General features: G+C 71.6%; 17 protein-coding genes and 1 other RNA gene. All 18 read right to left on the bottom strand.

Annotated features, from left to right (window positions below):
* Positions 1–30 precede the first annotated feature (30 nt).
* The 18 genes from ftsA to NBY65_RS04080 all read right to left on the bottom strand — a co-directional run bounded on the left by ftsA (position 31) and on the right by NBY65_RS04080 (position 19,774).
* On the bottom strand, positions 31–1,332 hold the full coding sequence (gene ftsA / locus NBY65_RS04165; protein WP_150039338.1) for a cell division protein FtsA: 1,302 nt from the start codon (positions 1,330–1,332) through the stop codon (positions 31–33).
* 25 nt (positions 1,333–1,357) lie between these two features.
* Positions 1,358–2,245 (bottom strand): cell division protein FtsQ/DivIB, encoded by an 888-nt coding sequence (locus NBY65_RS04160; protein ID WP_239002673.1) that lies wholly within the window; start codon positions 2,243–2,245, stop codon positions 1,358–1,360.
* A complete protein-coding gene (locus NBY65_RS04155; RefSeq protein WP_150039337.1) occupies positions 2,233–3,150 on the bottom strand; it encodes a D-alanine--D-alanine ligase in 918 nt (305 codons plus the stop codon). The genes NBY65_RS04160 and NBY65_RS04155 overlap by 13 nt, the downstream gene beginning before the upstream one ends.
* A complete protein-coding gene (gene murB, locus NBY65_RS04150) occupies positions 3,147–4,106 on the bottom strand; it encodes a UDP-N-acetylmuramate dehydrogenase (RefSeq protein WP_456311946.1) in 960 nt (319 codons plus the stop codon). Before murB ends, NBY65_RS04155 begins: the two co-directional genes overlap by 4 nt.
* A complete protein-coding gene (gene murC, locus NBY65_RS04145) occupies positions 4,103–5,536 on the bottom strand; it encodes a UDP-N-acetylmuramate--L-alanine ligase (protein WP_150039335.1) in 1,434 nt (477 codons plus the stop codon). The genes murB and murC overlap by 4 nt, the downstream gene beginning before the upstream one ends.
* Positions 5,533–6,648, bottom strand: a complete 1,116-nt coding sequence (gene murG, locus NBY65_RS04140) for an undecaprenyldiphospho-muramoylpentapeptide beta-N-acetylglucosaminyltransferase (protein ID WP_150039334.1) — start codon at positions 6,646–6,648, stop codon at positions 5,533–5,535. Before murG ends, murC begins: the two co-directional genes overlap by 4 nt.
* Positions 6,645–7,766, bottom strand: a complete 1,122-nt coding sequence (locus NBY65_RS04135; protein ID WP_150039476.1) for an FtsW/RodA/SpoVE family cell cycle protein — start codon at positions 7,764–7,766, stop codon at positions 6,645–6,647. Before NBY65_RS04135 ends, murG begins: the two co-directional genes overlap by 4 nt.
* Positions 7,766–9,133, bottom strand: coding sequence for a UDP-N-acetylmuramoyl-L-alanine--D-glutamate ligase (murD, locus tag NBY65_RS04130; protein WP_150039333.1), 1,368 nt, complete (start codon positions 9,131–9,133; stop codon positions 7,766–7,768). The genes NBY65_RS04135 and murD overlap by 1 nt, the downstream gene beginning before the upstream one ends.
* On the bottom strand, positions 9,130–10,218 hold the full coding sequence (gene mraY / locus NBY65_RS04125) for a phospho-N-acetylmuramoyl-pentapeptide-transferase (protein ID WP_150039332.1): 1,089 nt from the start codon (positions 10,216–10,218) through the stop codon (positions 9,130–9,132). The genes murD and mraY overlap by 4 nt, the downstream gene beginning before the upstream one ends.
* Positions 10,218–11,597, bottom strand: a complete 1,380-nt coding sequence (locus NBY65_RS04120; protein ID WP_150039331.1) for a UDP-N-acetylmuramoyl-tripeptide--D-alanyl-D-alanine ligase — start codon at positions 11,595–11,597, stop codon at positions 10,218–10,220. The genes mraY and NBY65_RS04120 overlap by 1 nt, the downstream gene beginning before the upstream one ends.
* Complete coding sequence (locus tag NBY65_RS04115) at positions 11,598–13,085, bottom strand: UDP-N-acetylmuramoyl-L-alanyl-D-glutamate--2,6-diaminopimelate ligase (RefSeq protein ID WP_150039330.1); 1,488 nt, start codon at positions 13,083–13,085, stop codon at positions 11,598–11,600. It lies immediately after the preceding gene.
* A gap of 4 nt (positions 13,086–13,089) precedes the next feature.
* The gene (locus tag NBY65_RS04110; protein WP_250265634.1) at positions 13,090–15,090 is read right to left on the bottom strand and encodes a peptidoglycan D,D-transpeptidase FtsI family protein; all 2,001 of its coding nucleotides are present in this window, start codon (positions 15,088–15,090) and stop codon (positions 13,090–13,092) included.
* Positions 15,087–16,058, bottom strand: a complete 972-nt coding sequence (gene ftsL, locus NBY65_RS04105; protein WP_150039328.1) for a cell division protein FtsL — start codon at positions 16,056–16,058, stop codon at positions 15,087–15,089. Before ftsL ends, NBY65_RS04110 begins: the two co-directional genes overlap by 4 nt.
* A complete protein-coding gene (gene rsmH / locus NBY65_RS04100) occupies positions 16,055–17,005 on the bottom strand; it encodes a 16S rRNA (cytosine(1402)-N(4))-methyltransferase RsmH (RefSeq protein ID WP_150039327.1) in 951 nt (316 codons plus the stop codon). The genes ftsL and rsmH overlap by 4 nt, the downstream gene beginning before the upstream one ends.
* Complete coding sequence (gene mraZ / locus NBY65_RS04095) at positions 17,002–17,457, bottom strand: division/cell wall cluster transcriptional repressor MraZ (RefSeq protein WP_150039326.1); 456 nt, start codon at positions 17,455–17,457, stop codon at positions 17,002–17,004. The genes rsmH and mraZ overlap by 4 nt, the downstream gene beginning before the upstream one ends.
* 340 nt (positions 17,458–17,797) lie before the next feature.
* Positions 17,798–18,196: RNase P RNA component class A (gene rnpB, locus NBY65_RS04090), an RNA gene on the bottom strand.
* 85 nt (positions 18,197–18,281) lie between these two features.
* Positions 18,282–18,941: an N-acetylmuramoyl-L-alanine amidase gene (locus NBY65_RS04085; RefSeq protein ID WP_203330385.1), complete on the bottom strand. Its 660-nt coding sequence runs from the start codon at positions 18,939–18,941 to the stop codon at positions 18,282–18,284.
* A 65-nt stretch (positions 18,942–19,006) separates the two neighbouring features.
* On the bottom strand, positions 19,007–19,774 hold the full coding sequence (locus NBY65_RS04080; protein WP_150039325.1) for a TerB family tellurite resistance protein: 768 nt from the start codon (positions 19,772–19,774) through the stop codon (positions 19,007–19,009).
* Between the last annotated feature and the right edge of the window lie 119 nt (positions 19,775–19,893).

Below are 19,893 nucleotides of genomic sequence, written 5' to 3'. Positions count from 1 at the left end.
TTGCAAATGTGAGCTCGATTCGCGCCTTCGTCACAGTCGTTCTCGCAGGAAATCGACGACACGGCGCATCCACCCGCCCTGTCGTTCGGCTTCCAGATCGATGCCGTGCAGCGTGCGGCCCTCACCCGCTGCCCAGGCCAGCAGTCCAACGGCCGTCGCGAAGGCCGGCCCCGCTGCCGAATCGGGCAGGTCGCGTACCGAGGTCGGGCGCCCCAGTCGCACCTGCCGTCCGAGGATGCGTGCCGCCATCTCGCGCGCACCCGAAAGCTGGCTTGCCCCGCCGGTCAGCACCACGCGCGTTCCGGCAACCCTCCCCAGGCCCGAGCCATCCAGCCGCTCCTTCACCATTTCGAACGTTTCTTCCAGCCGAGGCCGGATGATGTTCACCACCATGCTGCGTGGGACCTTGGCGATCTGATGTTCCTCCTCGCCGACCAGCGGCACGGGCAGCATCTCACGCTCGTCGTCGGGAGAAATCTGCGCGCTCCCGTACAACGTCTTCAATCGCTCGGCATGAGCCACCGGGGTGGAGAGGATGCGGGCGATGTCGTTGGTGACGTGCACGCCGCCCACCGGCAGTTGCGCGGTGTGCAGCAACTGCCCCTCGGCGAACACCGCCATCCCGGTGGTGCCCCCGCCCATGTCGAGCACGGTGGCGCCGAGCTGCTTCTCGTCCTCGACCAGGGTCGCCATGCCCGCCGCCATCGGCGCGGAGACCAGCTCCGCCACATCCAGGTCGCAGCGTGCCATCGCCGCCCCGAGCGTGCGCAGCGCGGTGGAGACGGCATCGACCACGTGCAGCCGGGTGCTCAGGGTCTCGCAGTGCAGGCCGCGCGGATCGGCGACCCCCTGCATGTCGTCGGCGGTGAAGGCGAGCGGCAGGGCGTGGATGATCTCGCGCCCCTCGCACAGCGCCCGGGCGCGGCCTTCCAGCAGCACGCGGCGGATGTCGCTGTCGGTGACGGCGCGCCCGCCCACCGGCCATTGCACGTTGAACAGCCGGCTCTCGGGCTGGCCGCAGGAGAGGTTGGCGGTGACCGCGCGCAGCCGCGTGCCCGCCATCTCCTCCGCCTGGCCGACCGCGGCGCGGATGGCGCGCTCGGCTTCCTCGATGTCGGTGATGCCGCCGCCGCGTACGCCGCGGCCCTTCTGCCAGCCGAAGCCCAGCACGCGCAGGGTGAAATCCGATTCCACCCGGCCGATGATGCAGACGATCTTGGTGGTGCCGATGTCGAGCACGCCGAAGGCGCCGGACGGGCGCGGCCGGTTGCGCGCCGGCGGTTCGGGCGGATCGAGGGCCGGCGGTGGCACGCGCCGTGACATGTCGTTCATGTCGCGCCTTTCATGCCATGCTGCATCATGTCGACTTCCGCACGGGCTTGCCGTCCTTGGGGTCGGTGCGGTCGGGTTGCGGCTGGGGACGCACCACCAGCCGGTCGGCCAGGCGCAGATCCACCACCTGCAGCGGCCGGTCGAGCAAGGCGAGGTTGGCGTGCATCTCGGCAAGCTTGGCCAGGGCCGGCGCCTCCGCCCCTTCCGGCAGCAGCACGTCGGCGCCGTTGTTCATCCGCAGGTTCCAGCGCCGCTCGCCCACCCGCACCGCGGCGACCATGCGCGACATGATCTCCGGATAGACGGCGAGCGCGTCGATCAGCGCCGCCGCCGCGGCCGGGGCGCCCGGGCCCACCACCAGCGGCACGTCGCGGGCGAAGGAGGCCACGTCGGAATCGGTCACCACCTCGCCGCCGCGGTCGACCAGGGTGAACTTGCCGTGCAACTGCCACACGGCGAAGGGGCGCCGCTCCTGCAGTTGCACGCGGATCGTGCCGGGCAGGCGCCGTTCCACGGTGACGCTCTGCACCCAGTTGATGCGCTCGATGCGCGCGCGCGCGGCGTCGATGGAATAGCCGAGGATCGGTTCGCCGGTGCGCACGCCCAGCGCCGCCCACAGCAACGGCTCGGGGGTCTTCTGGCGGCCCTCGATCGTCACCTGCTGCACGCGCAGGCCCAGATGCGCCGTGGCATGGCCGAACCGTTCACGGAAGCTCTCGCCCTGGCCGATCGACTGCACCGCGACGTAGCCGCCGCCGCCGATCGCGGCGAGCCCGAGCAGCGCCAGTCCCGGCCGCACCAGCCAGCGTTGCCGCTTCCACAGCAGGCGCCACCAGCCGGGCCGGTCCGGCATGCGCGAAGCCGGGTAGGCGGTACCCGGCCTGGTGCGGGGGGCGGGTTTCACGCGCGACATGCGGCGTTCTCCACCATCCAGGCGCAAAGCTGCGGGAAGCTCATGCCGCGATAGGCAGCCTGCTCGGGCAACAGCGAGGTCGGCGTCATGCCAGGTTGGGTGTTGACTTCCAGCAGCACCAGCCGGCCGGGTTCGCCCGCGGTGTCATCATAGCGGAAATCCGCCCGGCTTGCGCCACGGCAGCCAAGAGCACGATGGGCTGCAACGGCCACCTCCAGCGCGCGCGCCGTGGTTTCAGGGGGAATCGCGGCCGGGACGACATGGCGCGAGCCGCCATCCGCATATTTCGATTCGTAATCGTAAAAACTGTGGCTGGCAAGAATCTCGGTCACCGCCAGCGCCTGTTCGCCCATTACGCCCACCGTCAGCTCGCGGCCGGGGATGTATTCCTCCACCATCGCCTGCGCTCCCCAGTGCCATCCCGACGCAACGGAAGCACGGCGGTTGTCCCCTTCACGCAGGATCGTGACCCCGACCGAGGATCCTTCGTTCAATGGTTTGACGACATAGGGCAGGGGCATCGGATCGGCGTGCTCCAGGGCGGCGACATCGACCACCCGGCCGCGCGGCACCGGCAGCCCGGCGGCGGCGAACACCGCCTTGGCGGCGCCCTTGTCCATCGCCAGCGCCGAGGCCCGCACCCCGGAATGGGTGTAGGGGATGCCAAGCCAGTCGAGCACGCCCTGGATCGCGCCATCCTCGCCGAACCGCCCGTGCAGGGCGTTGAACACCACGTCCGGCCGTGGATCGAGCGCCGCGATCACCGCGCGCAGGTCATCGCCCACCTCGACCGGCACGACCTCGTAGCCGGCTTCGCGCAGCGCCCGCGCCACCTGCTGTCCCGAAGCCAGCGAGACCTCGCGTTCGGTCGAGATGCCGCCGTAGAGAACCGCGACCCGGGTCATGTCTCGTTCTCCTTGTGCGGGAGCGTGGCCGGACCGGCGGGGGCGCCCGGCACCCCGATCCGCCTGATTTCCCATTCCAGCTCCACGCCGCTGGCCTCGCGCACGCGGCGACGGACCTCCTCGCCCAGCCCCTCGATGTCGGAGGCGGTGGCACCGCCGGTGTTGATCAGGAAGTTGCAGTGCTTCGTCGACACCTGCGCCCCGCCGCGCGCCAGGCCGCGGCAGCCGGCGGCCTCGATCAGCTCCCACGCCTTCATTCCGGGCGGGTTGCGGAAGGTCGATCCGCCGGTGCGGGCGCGCACCGGCTGGGTGGCCTCGCGATGCGCGCGGATCTCGGCGATGCGGGTGGCGATCGTCGCGGGATCGCCGGGCTGGGCGCGGAAGCGGGCCCGCACCACCACCCCGCCGGGCGGCAGGGAGGAATGGCGGTAGCTCAGCCCGAGCTCGTGCACGCCGCAGCGCCGCTTCTCGCCCGACCGTGTCACGATCTCGGCCCAGTCGAGCGTGCCGGCGACATCGCTGCCAAAGGCGCCGGCGTTCATCGCCACCGCGCCGCCGATGGTGCCCGGGATGCCGGACAGGAATTCGAGCCCGGCGAGCCCCGCCGCCGCGGCGTGCTCGGCCACGGTCACGTCCAGCGCCGCCGCGCCGGCCACGATGCCGTCCGCCTCGAGGCGGATCTCGCCGAAGCCGCGGGCGAGCTTCACCACCACCCCCGGCACGCCGCCGTCGCGCACGATCAGGTTGGAGGCGGCACCGATCGGCAGCACCGGCAGGCCCGGCGGCAGGGCTGCCAGGAAGGCGCAGAGGTCGTCGTCGTCGGCCGGCCGCACCAGTACCTCGGCCGGGCCGCCGACGCGGAACCAGGTGGTCGGCGCGAGCATCGCATCGGCATGGGCGCGGCCGCGCAACTGCGGCAGTTGGTCGATCAGATGGGTGAGGGCTGCCCCCGTCACGATGCCGCCCGCCGCGTCTGGCCGCCCTGCAGCTCCGTAAGCTGCGCGGGCAGGGAAGCCGCCCATTGGGTGATGTTGCCCGCCCCCAGGCAGACCACGAAGTCGCCGGAACGGGCGATGGCATGCACCATTTCGGCGAGGTGCTCGGGCCCGGGCAGCGGCACCACGCTGCGATGGCCGTGCGCGCGCAGCCCCTCGACCAGCGCGTCGCGGTTCACCCCCGGGATCGGTTGTTCTCCCGCGGCATAGACATCGGCGACGATCACCGTGCCGGCGTCGTTCATGCAGGTGCAGAACTGCTCGAACAGGGTCTGCAGGCGCGAATAGCGGTGCGGCTGCATCACCGCCACCACGTCGCGCGCGCCGGCCTGCCGCGCCGCTTTCAGCACCGCGGCGATCTCCACCGGATGATGGCCGTAATCGTCGATCACGGTGATGCCGCCGGCCTCGCCGGTCTTGGTGAAGCGCCGCTTCACCCCGCGGAAGGAGGCGAAGGCACTGCGCAGGGTGGCGTCGTCGATTTCCATCTCGGAGGCGATGGCGACCGCGGCCAGCGCGTTCTGAACGTTGTGGTTGCCCAGCATCGGCAGGCGGAACGGCCCCATCTTGCGGGTGCGGTTGCGGGCGCGGTCGGCCACCGTCACCTCGAAGGTGGCACCCAGCTTGTCGGCCACCACGCGCTCGGCGCGGATATCGGCCTGCGGCGACAGGCCGTAGGTGATGATGCGCCGGTCGGACAGGCGCGGGATCATCTGCTGCACCGCCGGGTGGTCGATGCACAGTACGGCGAAGCCATAGAACGGAATATTCTGCACGAAGTGCTCGTAGCCCGCGATCATGGCCTCGCCGGTGCCCCAGTGGTCGAGGTGCTCGGCATCCATGTTGGTGACCACCGCGATCACCGCGGGCAGGCGCAGGAAGCTGCCGTCGCTCTCGTCGGCCTCCACCACCATCCACTCGCCCGAGCCGAGCCGCGTGTTGGTGCCGTAGGCGTTGATGATGCCGCCGTTGATGACGGTGGGGTCGAGCCGCGCCGCTTCCAGCACGGTGGCGATCAGGCTGGTCGTGGTGGTCTTGCCATGCGTGCCGCCGACCGCGATCGACCATCGCAGCCGCATCAGCTCGGCCAGCATCTCGGCGCGCCGCACCACCGGGATCATCCGCGCCCGCGCCGCCTGCACTTCCGGGTTGTCCGGCTTCACCGCGGTGGAGACGACCACCACCTGCGCCTCGCCCAGGTTGCGCGCGTCATGCCCGACCGCGACGGCGATGCCGGTCTCGCGCAGCCGGCGGACATTCGCGCTCTCGGCGAGGTCGCTGCCCTGGACCGCATAGCCGAGATTGTGCAGGACCTCGGCGATGCCGGACATGCCGATGCCGCCGATGCCGACGAAATGAATGGTGCCAATGGACAGCGGCAGGGCTCTCATGAAACGGAATCCTGTGCGATGGTCTGTTCCACGAGATCGGCCAGACGCGATGCCGCGTCCGCAATGCCACAGCCCGCGGCAGCCTGCGCCGCCCTGGAGAGAATAGCCGGAGCGGCCAGAAGAGTTTCGATACGTTGCGCCAGTGTTTCGGCGCCGAATTCGGATTGCGGCATCATCCAGGCGCCGCCGGCCGCAACCAGGGCGCGTGCGTTTTCCGTCTGATGGTCGTCGATCGCGCCGGGCAGCGGCACCAGCACCGCCGGACGGCCGATCACCCCCAGCTCCGCGATAGTTGATGCTCCCGCACGGGCAACGACCAGGTGCGCCTGCGAAAGAAGCCCGGCAATATCGGCAAAGAACGGTTGCAGATCAAAAACAATGCCGATACTGTTGTATACAGCGCGCACCCGATCAAGGTCCTCGCTGCGGCACTGCTGCGTCACATGCAGCCGCGCGCGCGTCGTTGCCGGCAGCGCACGGAGGGCGGCGGGTACGATGTCGCTGAACACCCGTGCCCCCAGCGATCCGCCGATCACAACCAGGCGGAACACCCCCTCGGGCGCGGCATAGGGATGGCCGGCCAGCGCCGCCACCGCCGGGCGCACCGGGTTGCCCGTAAGCGTGGTGCGAACCCCCCGCGGCAGGCGCGAGGTCGGGGCATGGCTCAGCGCCAGCCCGTCGGCCAGCCGCGCCAGCACCCGGTTCGCCCGCCCGAGCACGGCGTTCTGCTCGTGCAGCAGCACGCGCGGGCGCCGGCGCAGCAGGCGCGCCGCCAGCACCGGGGCGACCGCCGGATAGCCGCCGAAGCCGACCACCGCCGCGGCATCGAGGCGGGCGAGGATGCCGCGCGCCTGCAAGGTGCCGGCGGCGAGCTGCCCCACCGCCTGCAGCCCGCGCCACGCCCCGCGCCCGGCGATGCCGGCGCCGCGCAGCACGAAGCGCTCGCCTCCGGCGAAGCTTGGCGAGTCCAGGCCGCCGGAGCGCGCATCCGTCATCAGCGCGATGCGGTGGCCGCGCCCGGACAGGGCGGCCGCCAGCGCCTCGGCCGGAAAGAAATGTCCGCCGGTGCCGCCGGCGGCGATCACGATCAGGCGCGGCGCCGGGCCTCTCATAGCAATTCCCCGTTGTGGCGCTTGCGCGTGAGCGCGAGCAGCATGCCCATCCCCAGCGCCACCGCCAGCACCGAGGACCCGCCATAGGAAACGAAGGGCAGGGTCATGCCCTTGGTCGGGATCAGGTGCAGCGTCGAGGCCATGTTGACGAAGGCCTGCAGGCCGAAGCTGGTCACCAGCCCGGTGGCCGCCAGGACCACGTACATGTCGTTCTCGGCCAGCAGGCGCAGCAGGCCGCGCAGCACGATGAAGGCGAACAGGCCGAGGATCACCAGGCACAGGATCATGCCGAATTCCTCGCCCACCACGGCGAACACCGTGTCGGCATGGGCATCGGGCAGCACGTCCTTGACCCGGCCCTCGCCGGGGCCGCGCCCCCACAGCCCGCCCGAGCCGAACGCCTCCAGCGAGCGCATCACCTGGTAGTTGTCGCCGCTCGAGGGGTCGAGGAAGCGGGTCACGCGGCTGCGCACATGCGGGAAGAAGCTGTAGGCGGCGACTGCGGCGCCGGCCATGCCGGCCAGCCCGAAGCCGACGAAGACGATGTTGAGCCCGCCCACGAACAACTGCACGAAGAACACGCCCGAGATCACCGCGAGCATGCCCACGTCCGGCTGCGACTTCAGCAGCACCGCGATGACGCCGAAGACGCAGAAGGCGAGCAGCGTGCCCGGGAAGCGGCGCACCGTCCTGGCCTCGGCGATCAGCCAGGCCGCGATCACCGCGAAGCAGGGCTTGAGGAACTCGCTGGGCTGCAGCGACAGGCCGGGGATGGAGATCCAGCGCCGCGCGCCCTTGATCTCCACGCCCGCCACCAGGGTCATGGCGGTCAGCACCAGGGCGATGAAGCAGCCCCCCAGCGCCAGGCGACGGATGCCGCGCGGGCTCAGCAGCGACACCACCACCACGATGGCCCCGGCGAAGCTGAGGAAGAACACCTGCTTGAGGATGAAGATGTCGCGGGACTGCTTGATGCGCTCCGCGACCGCCGGGCTCGCCGCCAGCATCATCACGTAGCCGAAGCCGATCAGCGTCACGATCGCGAACAGGGTCCAGCGATCCACCGTCCACCACCAGCGGCCCAGCAGCGAGGTGTCGGCGCGGGAGAGCGGTGGCATCATGCGCTGCTCTCCGCCAGGGCCTGCGCCAGCGCGCGGAAGCGGTCGCCGCGTGCATCGAAGCCGGTGAACTGGTCCCAGGACGCACAGGCCGGCGAGAGCAGCACCACCGGCGCGGTGCCGGCACGCGCTTCCTGCCAGGCCGCCGCCACCGCCGCATCCAGCGTGCCGACATCGCGATGCGGCACGCCGTGCGCGGCCAGGGTCTGCGCCAGCACCGGGGCGTCGCGCCCGATCAGCAACGCCAGCGCGATGCGCGGGAAGAATGGCACCAGGCTGTCGATGCCGCCCGCCTTGGCCATGCCGCCGGCGATCCAGATGAGGCGATCGTAGCAACCGAGCGCGCGCGCCGCGGAATCGGCATTGGTCGCCTTGCTGTCGTTGACGAACACCACGCCGGCGGCCTCGGCCACGCGTTCCTGCCGGTGCGGCAGGCCCGGATAGCTGAGAATACCTTCGGCGACCTGTGTCCGCGTCACGCCGAGGGAAAGCGCCATCGCCGCGGCGGCGGCGGCATTCTGGGCGTTGTGGCTGCCCGGCAGGGCGCGGGCCCGCGCGAGATCCACGATCGGCCCGTCGGCGTCGCGCAGCACGCTCCCCTCGGGTCCCAGATCGGCCGGTCCTTCGCCGGAAATCGTCATCAGGCGCGCCGGCCCCGCGCGCAGCGCCGCCGCCATCGCGCGCCCGTCGGCGTCGTCGATGCCCACCACCGCCGTGTCGGCGCCGGTCTGGCGGTCGAAGATGGACCGCTTGGCCCGCGCATAGCCCGCCATGTCGCCATGCCGGTCCAGGTGGTCCGGGCTGAGGTTGAGCATGGTCGCGATGTCGAAACGAAGTGCCGCGAGTCGTTCCAGCATGTAGGACGACATCTCGAGCACGTACACGCCATCGTGATCGAGCCGGGGCAAGGCCAGTGCCGCCGTGCCGAGATTGCCCCCCGCCGCCACCGGGCGGCCGGTCCGTTCCAGGATGTGGGCGAGCAGGGCGGTGGTGGTGGACTTGCCGTTGGTGCCGGTGATGCCAGCGAAGCGGGCGCGCGAGCCACTGGCCCGCACGGCCTGGTACAGCAGGTCGGCATCGGACAGGATCGGCACCCCCGCCGCCCGCGCGCGCGCGGCCAGCGGGTGCGGCGCGGGCAGGGTGTGCGGGATCCCCGGCGAGAGCACCAGCGCGTCCAGCCCCGCCATGTCCGGCTCGCGCACCGCCAGCCCTTCGGCCTCGGCCTGCGCGCGCGCCGGCGCCTTGTCGTCCCACGTGACCACCTCCGCGCCCATGGCCCGCAGCGTCCGCGCCGCGGGCAGGCCGTTGCGGCCCAGCCCGACGACGGCGAAGCGGCGTCCCGCGAAGAGGTGCGAGGGGAAGGTCATCGGATCTTCAGGGTCCCGAGCCCGAGCAGCGCCAGGATCACCGCGATGATCCAGAAGCGGATGACGACGGTCGGTTCCTTCCAGCCCTTCTTCTCGAAATGATGGTGCAGCGGCGCCATCAGGAAGACGCGGCGTCCGGTTCGCTTGAACCAGAACACCTGCACGATGACGCTGACTGTTTCCATGACGAACAGGCCGCCGACGATGCCCAGCACCACTTCGTGCTTGGTGGCGACGGCGACCGCGCCGAGCGCGCCGCCGAGTGCGAGCGCGCCGGTGTCGCCCATGAACACCGCCGCCGGCGGGGCGTTGAACCACAGGAAGCCGAGGCCGGCGCCGATCAGTGCCGAGCAGAACACGGCCAGCTCGCCCACGCCGGGGACGAAGTTGAGCTGCAGGTAATTGGCGAAGATGCTGTTGCCGACGAGATAGGCGATCAGCGCGAACACGCCGGCGGCGATGATGGTCGGCACCGTTGCCAGCCCGTCGAGCCCGTCGGTGAGGTTCACCGCGTTGGAGAAGCCCACCATCACCAGCATCGCCATCAGCGGGAATGCGAAGCCGAGCGGGATCAGCACTTCCTTCATCACCGGGATCGCCAGGCCGCTGGCCAGCGGCTCGCGCGTCATCAGCATGAAGGCGATGCCGGCGATCAGGCCGATCGTGCTCTGCAGCACCAGCTTGCCGCGGGCCGACAGGCCGCGGAAATTCGCCTTCGACAGCTTGATGTAGTCGTCGATGAAGCCGATCGCGCCATAGCCCAGCGTGACCAGCAGCACCGCCCACACATAGCCGTTGCGCAGGTTGGCCCAGAGCAGCGTCGACACGGCGAGGCTGGAGAGGATCAGCATGCCGCCCATGGTGGGCGTGCCCTTCTTCTCCAGCAGGTGCCGCTCCGGCCCGTCCGGCCGGATCGGCTGGCCCTGGCGCTGCACGCGCTTCAGCGCGCGGATGAAGGCGGGGCCGAAGGCCAGGCTCAGGACCAGCGCGGTGATGCAGGCCGCCCCCGACCGGAAGGTCAGGTAGCGGAACAGGTTGAAGGCGATGAACTGGTCCGCGAACGGAGCCACGAGATTGTAGAGCATCAGACTGGCTCCGGCGCGACCGGTTCGATCGCTTGAACGATTGTCTTCATGCGGCTGCCGAGGCTGCCCTTGACCAGGACGGCGTCACCGCCGCGCAGGGAAGCCGCAACCAGTGGCGCGAGCATGGCCGCGTTCGCCGCATGGGCGCCACGTTTGCCGGCCGGCAGCGCCGCGTGCAGCAGCGCCATCTGCGGGCCGCAGGTGAATACGATGTCGGCGCTGGCGGCGACATCGGCGGCAAGCCCCTCGTGTTCCGCCGGCCCGTGCTCGCCGAGTTCGAGCATGTCGCCCAGCACCGCGACGCGGCGGGCCGCATCCTGCAGGGCCAGCACGGACAGCGCCGCGCGCACCGCCGCCGGCGAGGCGTTGTAGCTTTCGTCCAGCAGCAGGGCGGAGCCTCCGGTCACGACGATGCGTCGGCGCGCGCCACGGCCGGCGACCGGGGCGAAGCCTGTCAGCGCCGCCGCGGCCCGGCCGGGGGGGGCGCCAAGCGCGACAGCAGCCAGCAGGGCCGCCGTCGCGTTCATGGCCATGTGCCGTCCCGCTGCGGCGATTCGCAACGGCAGATCCTGTCCATCAATTCGAATGCGCAACGATGTTCCTTCGGCATCCGCTGCCACCTGCAGCAGACGGGCGTCCGCGGCCGCGCTGGTGCCGAAGCTGCGCACGCGGGCATCGCCGGCGCGGGCCAGCAGGCGCGGCAGCAGGGGATTGTCGGCGGGCAGCACCGCAGTGCTGCCCGGTTCCAGCCCCGCCATGATCTCCGCCTTCTCGTCGGCGATCGCCGCCATGCTGCCGAGATGGCCGAGATGCGCGCCCTCGACGCTGACGATCAGCGCCACGTGCGGGCGGGCCAGCCGGGCCAGCGGCGCGATCTCGCCGGCATGGTTCATGCCGATCTCGACCACGCAGTACGCGGCATCCGCCGGCAGGCGCGCCAGTGTCAGCGGCACGCCCCAGTGATTGTTGTACGAGGCCTCGGCGGCATGGGTCGGTGCCTCGGCCGCGAGCATGCGGCGCAGCATTTCCTTGGTGGTGGTCTTGCCGACCGAGCCTGTCACCGCCACCAGCCGTCCGCGAAAGCGCGCGCGGGCGAATTGCCCGAGCGCACGCAGCCCTTCCAGCGTGTCGCCCACCACCAGCAACGGCGCCGTCGCTTCCACGCCGGCGGGCACATGCGTCACCAGCGCGCCGGCGGCACCGCGTGCCAGCGCCTCGGCGACGAAGCCGTGCCCGTCGCGCGCCTCGCCCTGCAGGGCGACGAACAGGTCGCCCGGGCGCAGCGAGCGCGTGTCGATCGACACGCCGGTGGCGGTGAACGGGGTTCGGAGGATCCCGCCCGTGGCCGTGGCGAGATCCGCTGCCTGCCAAAGCGCCATCTACGCTTCCTCCTGGCCACGCGGGGAAGCAGTTCCAAGCAGGTGCCGCACCGTTTCGGCGTCGTCGAAGGGCAGGGTCATGCCGGCGATGGTCTGGCCCTGCTCATGGCCCTTGCCGGCCACCACCAGCACATCGTCCGGCCCGAGATCGGACAGGGCCGAGGCGATCGCCGCCCGGCGCTCGCCGCCATCGCGTCCGCGCCCGTTGCCCGCCGCGCGGCAGCCGGCCAGCACCTCGGCGCGAATGGTGGCGGGATCCTCGCTGCGCGGATTGTCGTCGGTGACGACGGCGACATCGGCCAGCCGGGCCGCGGCTTCGCCCATCAATGGCCGCTTGCCGCGGTCACGGTCGCCGCCGGCACCGAACACCACGTGCAGGCGCGCATGGGTGTGCGGACGCAGCGCGCTCAGCAGCCGTTCCAGTGCATCCGGCGTGTGTGCGTAATCGACATAGACCGCGGCGCCGTTCGCCAGCCGCGCGGCCAGTTCCATCCGTCCGCGCACGCCGGTCAGGCGCGGCAGCACGGCCAGCACGTCGCGCGTGCCGGTGGCCTGTGCCAGCGCCGCCGCCACCAGCACGTTGTCGGTCTGGAACCGACCCGGCAGCGCCAGGGTGATCTCGTGCCGCGCGCCGCTCGTTTCGATTTCGATCACCTGCCCGTCCGGCAGCGGCACGGTGCGCAGCAGCCGGATCGAATCGCCGCCTTCGCCCACCACCTGCAATCCGAGCCGCCGGGCTGCGGCGATCTCGCGCAGCGCCGCCAGCGTGGCGGCATCGAGCGTGCCGCTTGCCACCGCGGGCGCGCCCGGTGCCAGCAAGTCACGGAACAGCCGCAGCTTGGCGGCGCGATAGGCGTCCAGCGTGCCGTGGTAGTCGAGGTGGTCGCGGGTGAGGTTGGTGAAGGCCCCGGCGGCCAGGTGCACCCCGTCGAGGCGGAACTGATCCAGCCCGTGCGAGGAGGCTTCCATCGCGGCGTGCTGCACGCCGGCGCGGGCGAGCCGGGCGAGGGTGTCGGCCAGCGTTTCCGGATCGGGCGTGGTCAGGCCCGGACCGGGCGGAAAGCCCGGCGCATGCAGCCCCAACGTGCCCAGGCTGGCTGCCTGCTGCCCGGATGCCGCCCAGATCTGGCGCAGGAATTCCACCGTGCTGGTCTTGCCGTTGGTGCCGGTGACGGCCACCACCAGATCGGGCTGGGCGCCGGCCAGTGCCGCGGCGATCTGCGCCAGCCGCCGGCGTGGTTCGGGGTCGAGAATGAGCGGGCGCGCCGGCACCGTGTCGGGCCAGGCGGTGCCCTCGGGGGCGAGCACGGCCGCGGCGCCACGGGCGACCGCATCCGCAATGAAAAGCCGCCCGTCTGCCCGGCTGCCGGGCAGGGCGGCAAAAAGATATCCGTCCTTCACGCGCCGGCTGTCGGCCGTGACGCCGGCGAAATCCAGCCCCGCCGCGTCATGCCAGTCCCGCGCCGGCAGGTCCGGAATGGCTCGCATGAGGTCAGCGCACCGCAAGCGCGGACGGGCCCGGGGCAGGAACGGTGGCGCGCGCCTCGTGCCGCAGGTCACGCGGCGCCGGCATGACGGGCGGGGCGGCGGCGGGCACCGAGCCGGGGGCGGGGCGCGGCGCCGTGGCGACCGGCGGCGCCGGGCGAGGGGCGGGGGTGGTGGCGACCGGGGCGCCGGCCGGCTTCGCGCCGCCCGGTCGCGGCGGCTGCAGCGGGATGGCGAGCTGGGCGGAGATCGTGGCGGCGCTCTCGATCTGCGGCAGCAGGCCGAGCATCGGCGCGGCGCGCGCGATCACGCGGCCCGCGGCCGGCGCGCTCACCCAGCCCGCGGTGGCGTAGCCATAGGTGGCCTTGGTGGCGTGCGGCTCGTCGAGCATCATGTAGACGGCGTAACGGGGCGCGTTCATCGGGAAGGCACCCATGAAGGCGGCGACGCGCGAGTGCCGGTTGTAGCCCCGGCCGGCGATCTTCTCGGCGGTGCCGGTCTTGCCGCCGACATAGTAGCCGGGCACCTCGGCGTTCTTGCCGAAGCCGTCGGTCACCACCAGGCGCATCAGCCGGCGCATGGTGTCGGAGGTCGATTGCTGCATCACCCGCCGGCCTTCGCGGGTGGTGCCGGATTCCGCCGCCACCACGGTCGGGCGCATGTAGACGCCGCCATTGGCGATCGCCGCGGTGCCGGCGACGACATGCAGCGGCGAGACCGCGATGCCGTGGCCGAAGGCGATGGTCAGGGTGGAGACTTCCTTCCAGTTGGCCGCGGGCGGGGCCATCGGCGCGGCGGCCTCGGGCAGTTCCACGCCCAGCCGGCGCAGCATGCCCATCTTCTCCATCCACGCCCGCTGCAGCGTCGGGCCGGCGGCCTCGGCCATCCTGGCCGCGCCGATATTGGACGAATAGGCCAGGATCTCCGGCACGTAGAGGAACCGGTGCTTGCCTTCGAAGTCGTTGATGGTGAACCGGCCGATGCGGATCGCGTGGCTGGCGTCGAAGCCGTTCCAGAGATTGACCACGTTGTTGTCGAGCGCCATCGACGCAGTCTGCAGCTTGAAGGTGCTGCCGGGCTCGTATACGCCGGTGACGCAACGATTGAACCGGTCATCCGCCGGCGACTGGCCGAACGTGTTGGCGTCGTAGTCGGGCAGGCTGGCCATCGCCACGATCTCGCCCGTGCGCACGTCCATGACGATGCCGCATGCGCCGATGGCGCTGAATTCCTCCATCGCCCGTGACAGCTCGTCGCGCACCACCGCCTGCACGCGCACATCGATCGACAGGCGCAACGGCGCCGGGTCGTCGCGCAGGCGCTGCTCGAAGAACCGTTCGACGCCGGCGACACCGTTGCCGTCCACGTCGACACCCCCGAGCACCTGGGCGGCGACGCGGCCCATCGGGTAGCGGCGCCGCTCGGTCGATTCGAAATAGACGCCGGGAATGCCGAGGGCGTTGATCTGCAACTGCTCGCGCGGCGTGATCTGGCGGGCGAGGTAGACGAACTGCTTGTCGCCGGACAGCCGCTCCAGCACCACGTCCTCGTCGAGCCGGGGCAGGACCGACTTCAGTTTGCGCGCCGTCTCGGCCGGATCGATCATTTCGCGCGGATTGGCGTAGACCGCCGCGGTGGGCAGCGAGATGGCCAGGATCTCGCCGTTGCGGTCGGTGATCATGGCACGCTGGGCGCGCAGCATCAGATCGGAGGCGCTGCCATCCGCGGGCGGCTCGGGCGGCTTCACCCGCTGCTCGACCAGGCGCGGCATCCGCGGGTCGAAGATGCTGGCATCCGCCAGCTTGACCACCAGCGCCGCGAACAGCAGCGCGAACCCGCCCGCTGCCAGCACCAGCCGCTCGCGCGTGCGCTCCAGCGCGGCACGGCGTTGCAGGTCGGGCGCGGTGATCCGCACTGTCTCCATGCGCGGCACCGCCGCCTCGCGCGGCGCGCCGAACCGGCGGGCCGGGCTGGACGGCGAGGGGGCGGCGAGCGGGCCCTCGGTCATCGGTTACCTGCCGGCTGGCCCCCGCCAGCCTGCCAGTAGGAGGCGGCATTGGCGGCACTGACCGGCGAGGCCGCGCTGAGCGAGCGCGCCATGCCGAGCGCCGATGCCACCGCCGGAACCGAGGGATCGACGGCCCCGCCCCGGGCCGCGCGCGCCACCGCTTCGGCGGGGCTGCCCGGGGGCGGGGCATAGGCTTGCGTGCCGGCCGCCTGCATCGAGAGCGGGCGCGGCGGCGGCGAGGAGGGGCGGTTGCCCAGGGCGCTGGCCCATTGGTGGGTCGGCGGCGGCGAGGCCGGCTGCACCGCGGCGGTCGGCACCACCGCGGCCTGCGCCGGCGCGCGCGTGCGCTGGCGCGCATGCGCGGCGGGCGAGCCGAGGGTTTCGGTCAGCACGATCGGGCGCGACGGGGCGGTGCGCTGGGGGGCAGGCTGCGGCGAGGATTGCTGCGCCTGCGCCTGCGCCGTCGCCTGCGCCGGGCGCGGGGCGGTGGCGGCGGCAACGGCGGCGGGTTCGGCGGCCGGGCGGTGGGCGATTGCCGGGCGTGCCGGCTCGGTCTTCTCAGGCCGGTCGGGCTTTGCCTCGGGCAGCCTGGCCACCGGCAGGTCGACCGGCTTCGGTTCCGGCAGCTTCGCCCCCGGCGCGTCGGGTTCGACCGGCGCGGGCTCGGCCGGCGGCTCGCCCACCGGCGGCAACCGCTTCTCGAACTCCGCCACCGTGGTGAACTGGCCGGGCTGGGTGGTCTTCAGCCCCGGCAGATGCTGCCCGGCGAGTTCGGACAGGCGCGAGGGATCATTCAGCAGCGTGTATTCGGCGCGCAGCACGGCCATGCGCTCGCGCGCCCCGTCGGCCTGGCGGACCACCCGCGCGATCTCGCGGTCGAGCAACTGCGAGGTGTGCTTGGCCTGGTAGAGATAGAGGCCCGCACCGCCGGCCAGCACCATGCAGACAAAGGTGAATGGCCGGATCATGCTGCAACCCCTTCGGTGGCGCTCGCCACCCGTTCAATCGCCCGCAGCCGCGCGCTGCGCGCCCGCGGGTTGGCGGTGGTTTCGCTCTCCCCCGGGCGAAGCGCCCGTGGGGTGAGCAGGCGGAACCGGGCGGCATCGCGGGGCACCAGGCCGCCGGGATGGTGCCGCGAGGGCGCCGGTGCGCGGCCGGCCGCCTCGGTCATGAAGCGCTTCACCAGCCGGTCTTCGAGCGAGTGGAAGGACACCACCACCAGCCGGCCGCCGGGGGCGAGCAGCGTGGCCGCGCCGGCCAGCGCGCGGGTGATCTCGCCCAGTTCATCGTTCACGCGGATGCGCAGGGCCTGGAAGCTGCGGGTGGCGGGATCGATACCAGAACGATCCGGCGGCACCACGCCACGGATGATGGCGGCCAGCCGCGCGGTGGTCTCGATCGGGGTCTCGGCGCGCGCGGCGACGATGGCGCGGGCGATGCGCCGCGACAGCCGTTCCTCGCCGAACTGGAACAGCGTGTCGGCCAGTTCCTGCTCGGGCAGGCGGTTGACCAGGTCGGCGGCGGTCGGGCCCTGCCGTCCCATGCGCATGTCGAGCGGCCCGTCGCCGCGGAAGGAAAAGCCGCGGTCGGGGTCGTCGAGCTGGAAGGAGGAAACGCCGAGATCGAGCACGACGCCGTCGAGGCGGTCGACGCCGCGGTCGCGCAGCAATTCGGCCAGGTCGCCGAAGCAGCCCTCGATCAGGTGCAGCCGGCCCGGATGGCGGGCGGCCAGCGAGGCGCCCCGCGCGATCGCGGCCGGGTCGCGGTCGATCGCCCACAGCGTGCCGACGCCGCGCTCGAGAATGGCGCCGCTGTAGCCGCCGCCGCCGAAGGTGCCGTCGAGGCAGGCCGCGCCAGGGCGGGGGGCCAGCATCTCCAGCACCTCGGCCAGCATCACCGGCAGGTGCCCGCTCATGCGGCCGTTCCCGGCAGCGTGAGGCCACGTGCGCGCACCCGCTCGCGCGCCTCGGCGCGGCGCCGCTCGGCGGCCTTGGGTTCCCAGATCTGGAAGGTGCGGCCAAGCCCCATGAACAGCACGGCTTCGGTCAGGCTGGCATGGTCCTTCAGGCTTTCGGGAAGCACGATGCGGCCTTCCTTGTCGGCCTCGACCGGATAGGCCTCGGCGAACAGGACAGCGGCAAGATCGTCCTGTTCCTCGCTGAACATGTCGAATTTCTGCAGCGGCGCGGACAGCGCCTCGAACATCGCGGGCGGCCAGCCTTCGATGCAGGCATAGGTGTGCGAGGGCCGCAGGATCAGGCTGGTAACTCCGTCCGCGTTCTTCAGGGCGTTGCGAAAGGGCGCCGGGATCGAGACACGGCCCTTGGCGTCCAGCCTGTTCTGATGAGTGCCCACAAACTGGGTCATCCGGCCGGGTACGCCCTTTCCCGCGTGTTTCCGCCTGCCTCATGTCACGGTGCCTGCTTTGTTCCCGATACGGCTGGTCGGTGTTCCGCCCGGGCCCCCGCTTGGGCGCGCCGCCTCTTGCCTTGGGGGCTTATGGGATACCATGGGCCTATATGGGCGTCAAAAGGAAACTCCGTTCGGAGGGGTTCCCATGACGCGATTTTGTAATGACAGTTCAAGGCGTTAGGACATGGTTTTCGAGTATCTTCTTCGTGTATTTTCCTGAATTGACTGTTGCGTAAATGATACAGATCACACATTCCCCCAGGGGGATGGTTACGCAACGTCCTACGTTGGAAGGGGTGCCAGACGGCCTGTAAGCCGGGTTCTGTCCAGCCTTGCGGCTGGGACGGCCATTCCTCTGGGACATGTCTCGCGACATGCCTCACGCGACCAACCCGGGCGACGGGGCGGGAATGCCCCTGCGGCGCGGCCCTGCGGACCGCCCACGGTCGCCCCTATTCGGTCTTGCTCCCGGTGGGGTTTGCCGTGCCGCCCCCGTTGCCGGGGGCGCGGGGCGCTCTTACCGCCCCGTTTCACCCTTGCCCGCGGGACGTCGCCGTCTTGCGCGGGCGGTCTGTTCTCTGTGGCACTTTCCCTGAGGTCGCCCCCGCCGGCCGTTAGCCGGCACCGTATTCCCGTGGAGCCCGGACTTTCCTCCACCGGGGTTGCCCCCGGCAGCGGCCGTCCGGCCGTCTGGCCCGCTGCAGATGCGCGTTCACACGCGAGGGGTCAACGCCTCTTGCGTCAGATCGCCCATGCCGGGCCGTGCCGGGGCCCCTGGTTCAGCCGCAGCTTCCCGCCACGGCCAGCAGCCGCGCTTGCGTCCCGGCATCCGCCTGCCCGGTGACCGCTTCCGGCCGCCAGTGGCGCTGGAAGGCGCGCAGGACGGTGGCCAGGGCGGGATCGAACGGCCCTTCCGCCGCCACTTCGTAGCCGATTCGTGCCAGCGCCGCCCGGACCGCGCGCAGGTCCTGCGCATCCGCCAACGCCCCGTCGGTGCCCAGGTCGGGCACGCCCTCGGGCCACAGGCCGATGCCCTCGCGCGCCAGTCCCGCCCAGTCGAACCGCTCGCCGGGGTCTTCCTTGCGGTCCGGCGCCACGTCGCTGTGCGCCACGACATTGCGAGCCGGCACCGCGTGGCGGCCCAGGATCTCCCGGCAGAGCCGGCTGACGGCCCGCATCTGCGGCGCCGGGAAGTCGCGGTAGCCGAAGGCGTGGCCCGGATTGACGATCTCGATGCCGACCGACCGCCCGTTCAGCACCCGATGGCCGCGCCAATAGGAGATCCCGGCGTGCCAGGCGCGTCGTTCCTCGGGCACCAGGCGCCAGATGGTCCCGTCTTCCTCCACCACGTAATGGCTGGAGACCCGGGCCTCCGGGTCGCGCAGCCGGTCGATCGCTTCCTGCGCGCTTTGCATCCCGGTGTAGTGCAGGATGAGCATGTCGACCGGGGTATCGGCCGGCCGCTCGTCATGGTTCGGGCTCGGCAGGTCGCGGATGCCGGGGCTCACAGGCCGCGCTCGCGCTTGATGCGGTCCCAGGCGGCGTTGATGCGCGCCACCTTGTCGCTGGCGCGGGCGATGAACTCCGGCGGCACGCCGCGGCTGGCCAGGCTGTCGGGATGGTTCTCCCGCATCAGCCGCTTCCAGGTCGCCCGCACCTGTGCGTCGGTGGTGCCGCGCGCGAGGCCGAGCACGGCATAGGGGTCTTCCTCGGCCTGGGCGGCGGCGCTGGTGGTGCGCGCGCGGGCCCCGCTGGCCCGTTCCCATGCTGCCTCGTCCAGCCCGAAGCCCACATGCACGCGGCGCAGGAACGCCTGCTCGGCCAGGGTCAGCGGCTTGTCGGCGCGCGCGATCAGGAACAGCGCCGCCAACACGTCCTCGAGCATCCCGCGATTGTCAGCGAAGGTGCCGCCGAGTTGTTTTGCGTAGCCTTCGTAGCCGTCCGACTGCTCGCGCGCCTGGTCGAACAGGCGCCCGACCTGCGGCAGCGAGGCCGGGGGGATGCGGAAGACGCGCTTGAAGGCGTCGATCTCCTCGCGGTTCACCGGCCCGTCGCATTTCGACAGCTTGGCCGCCAGCACGACCACGCTGATGGCGAACACCTGGTCGCGCTGGCCGAGCAGCGCCGCCAGCCGTGCCGGGCCGAAATTATCCATCCCCGGGAACGAGAACCGGGGCGGGTTGATCTGTCCCATCCCGCCCGATTCCGCGGCATGGCCGAGCGCCGCGCCCACCACGGCCCCGAACGGGCCGCCCATGGCGAAGCCGGCCATCCCACCAATGATCTTGCCCCACACGCGCGCGCGAGCCCTGTCGATGCTGCAATGCCTCTACCATGCGGCGGCCGGCGGGGGCAAAAGAGTGGTTTCGTGCCGCTCGTCTTTTCGCCTTG

It is taken from the genome of Rhodovastum atsumiense (assembly GCF_937425535.1).
Lineage (GTDB): Bacteria > Pseudomonadota > Alphaproteobacteria > Acetobacterales > Acetobacteraceae > Rhodovastum > Rhodovastum atsumiense.
The sequence above is the reverse complement of the archived record's forward strand: the minus strand, read 5'-3'. Positions and strand labels throughout refer to the sequence as shown.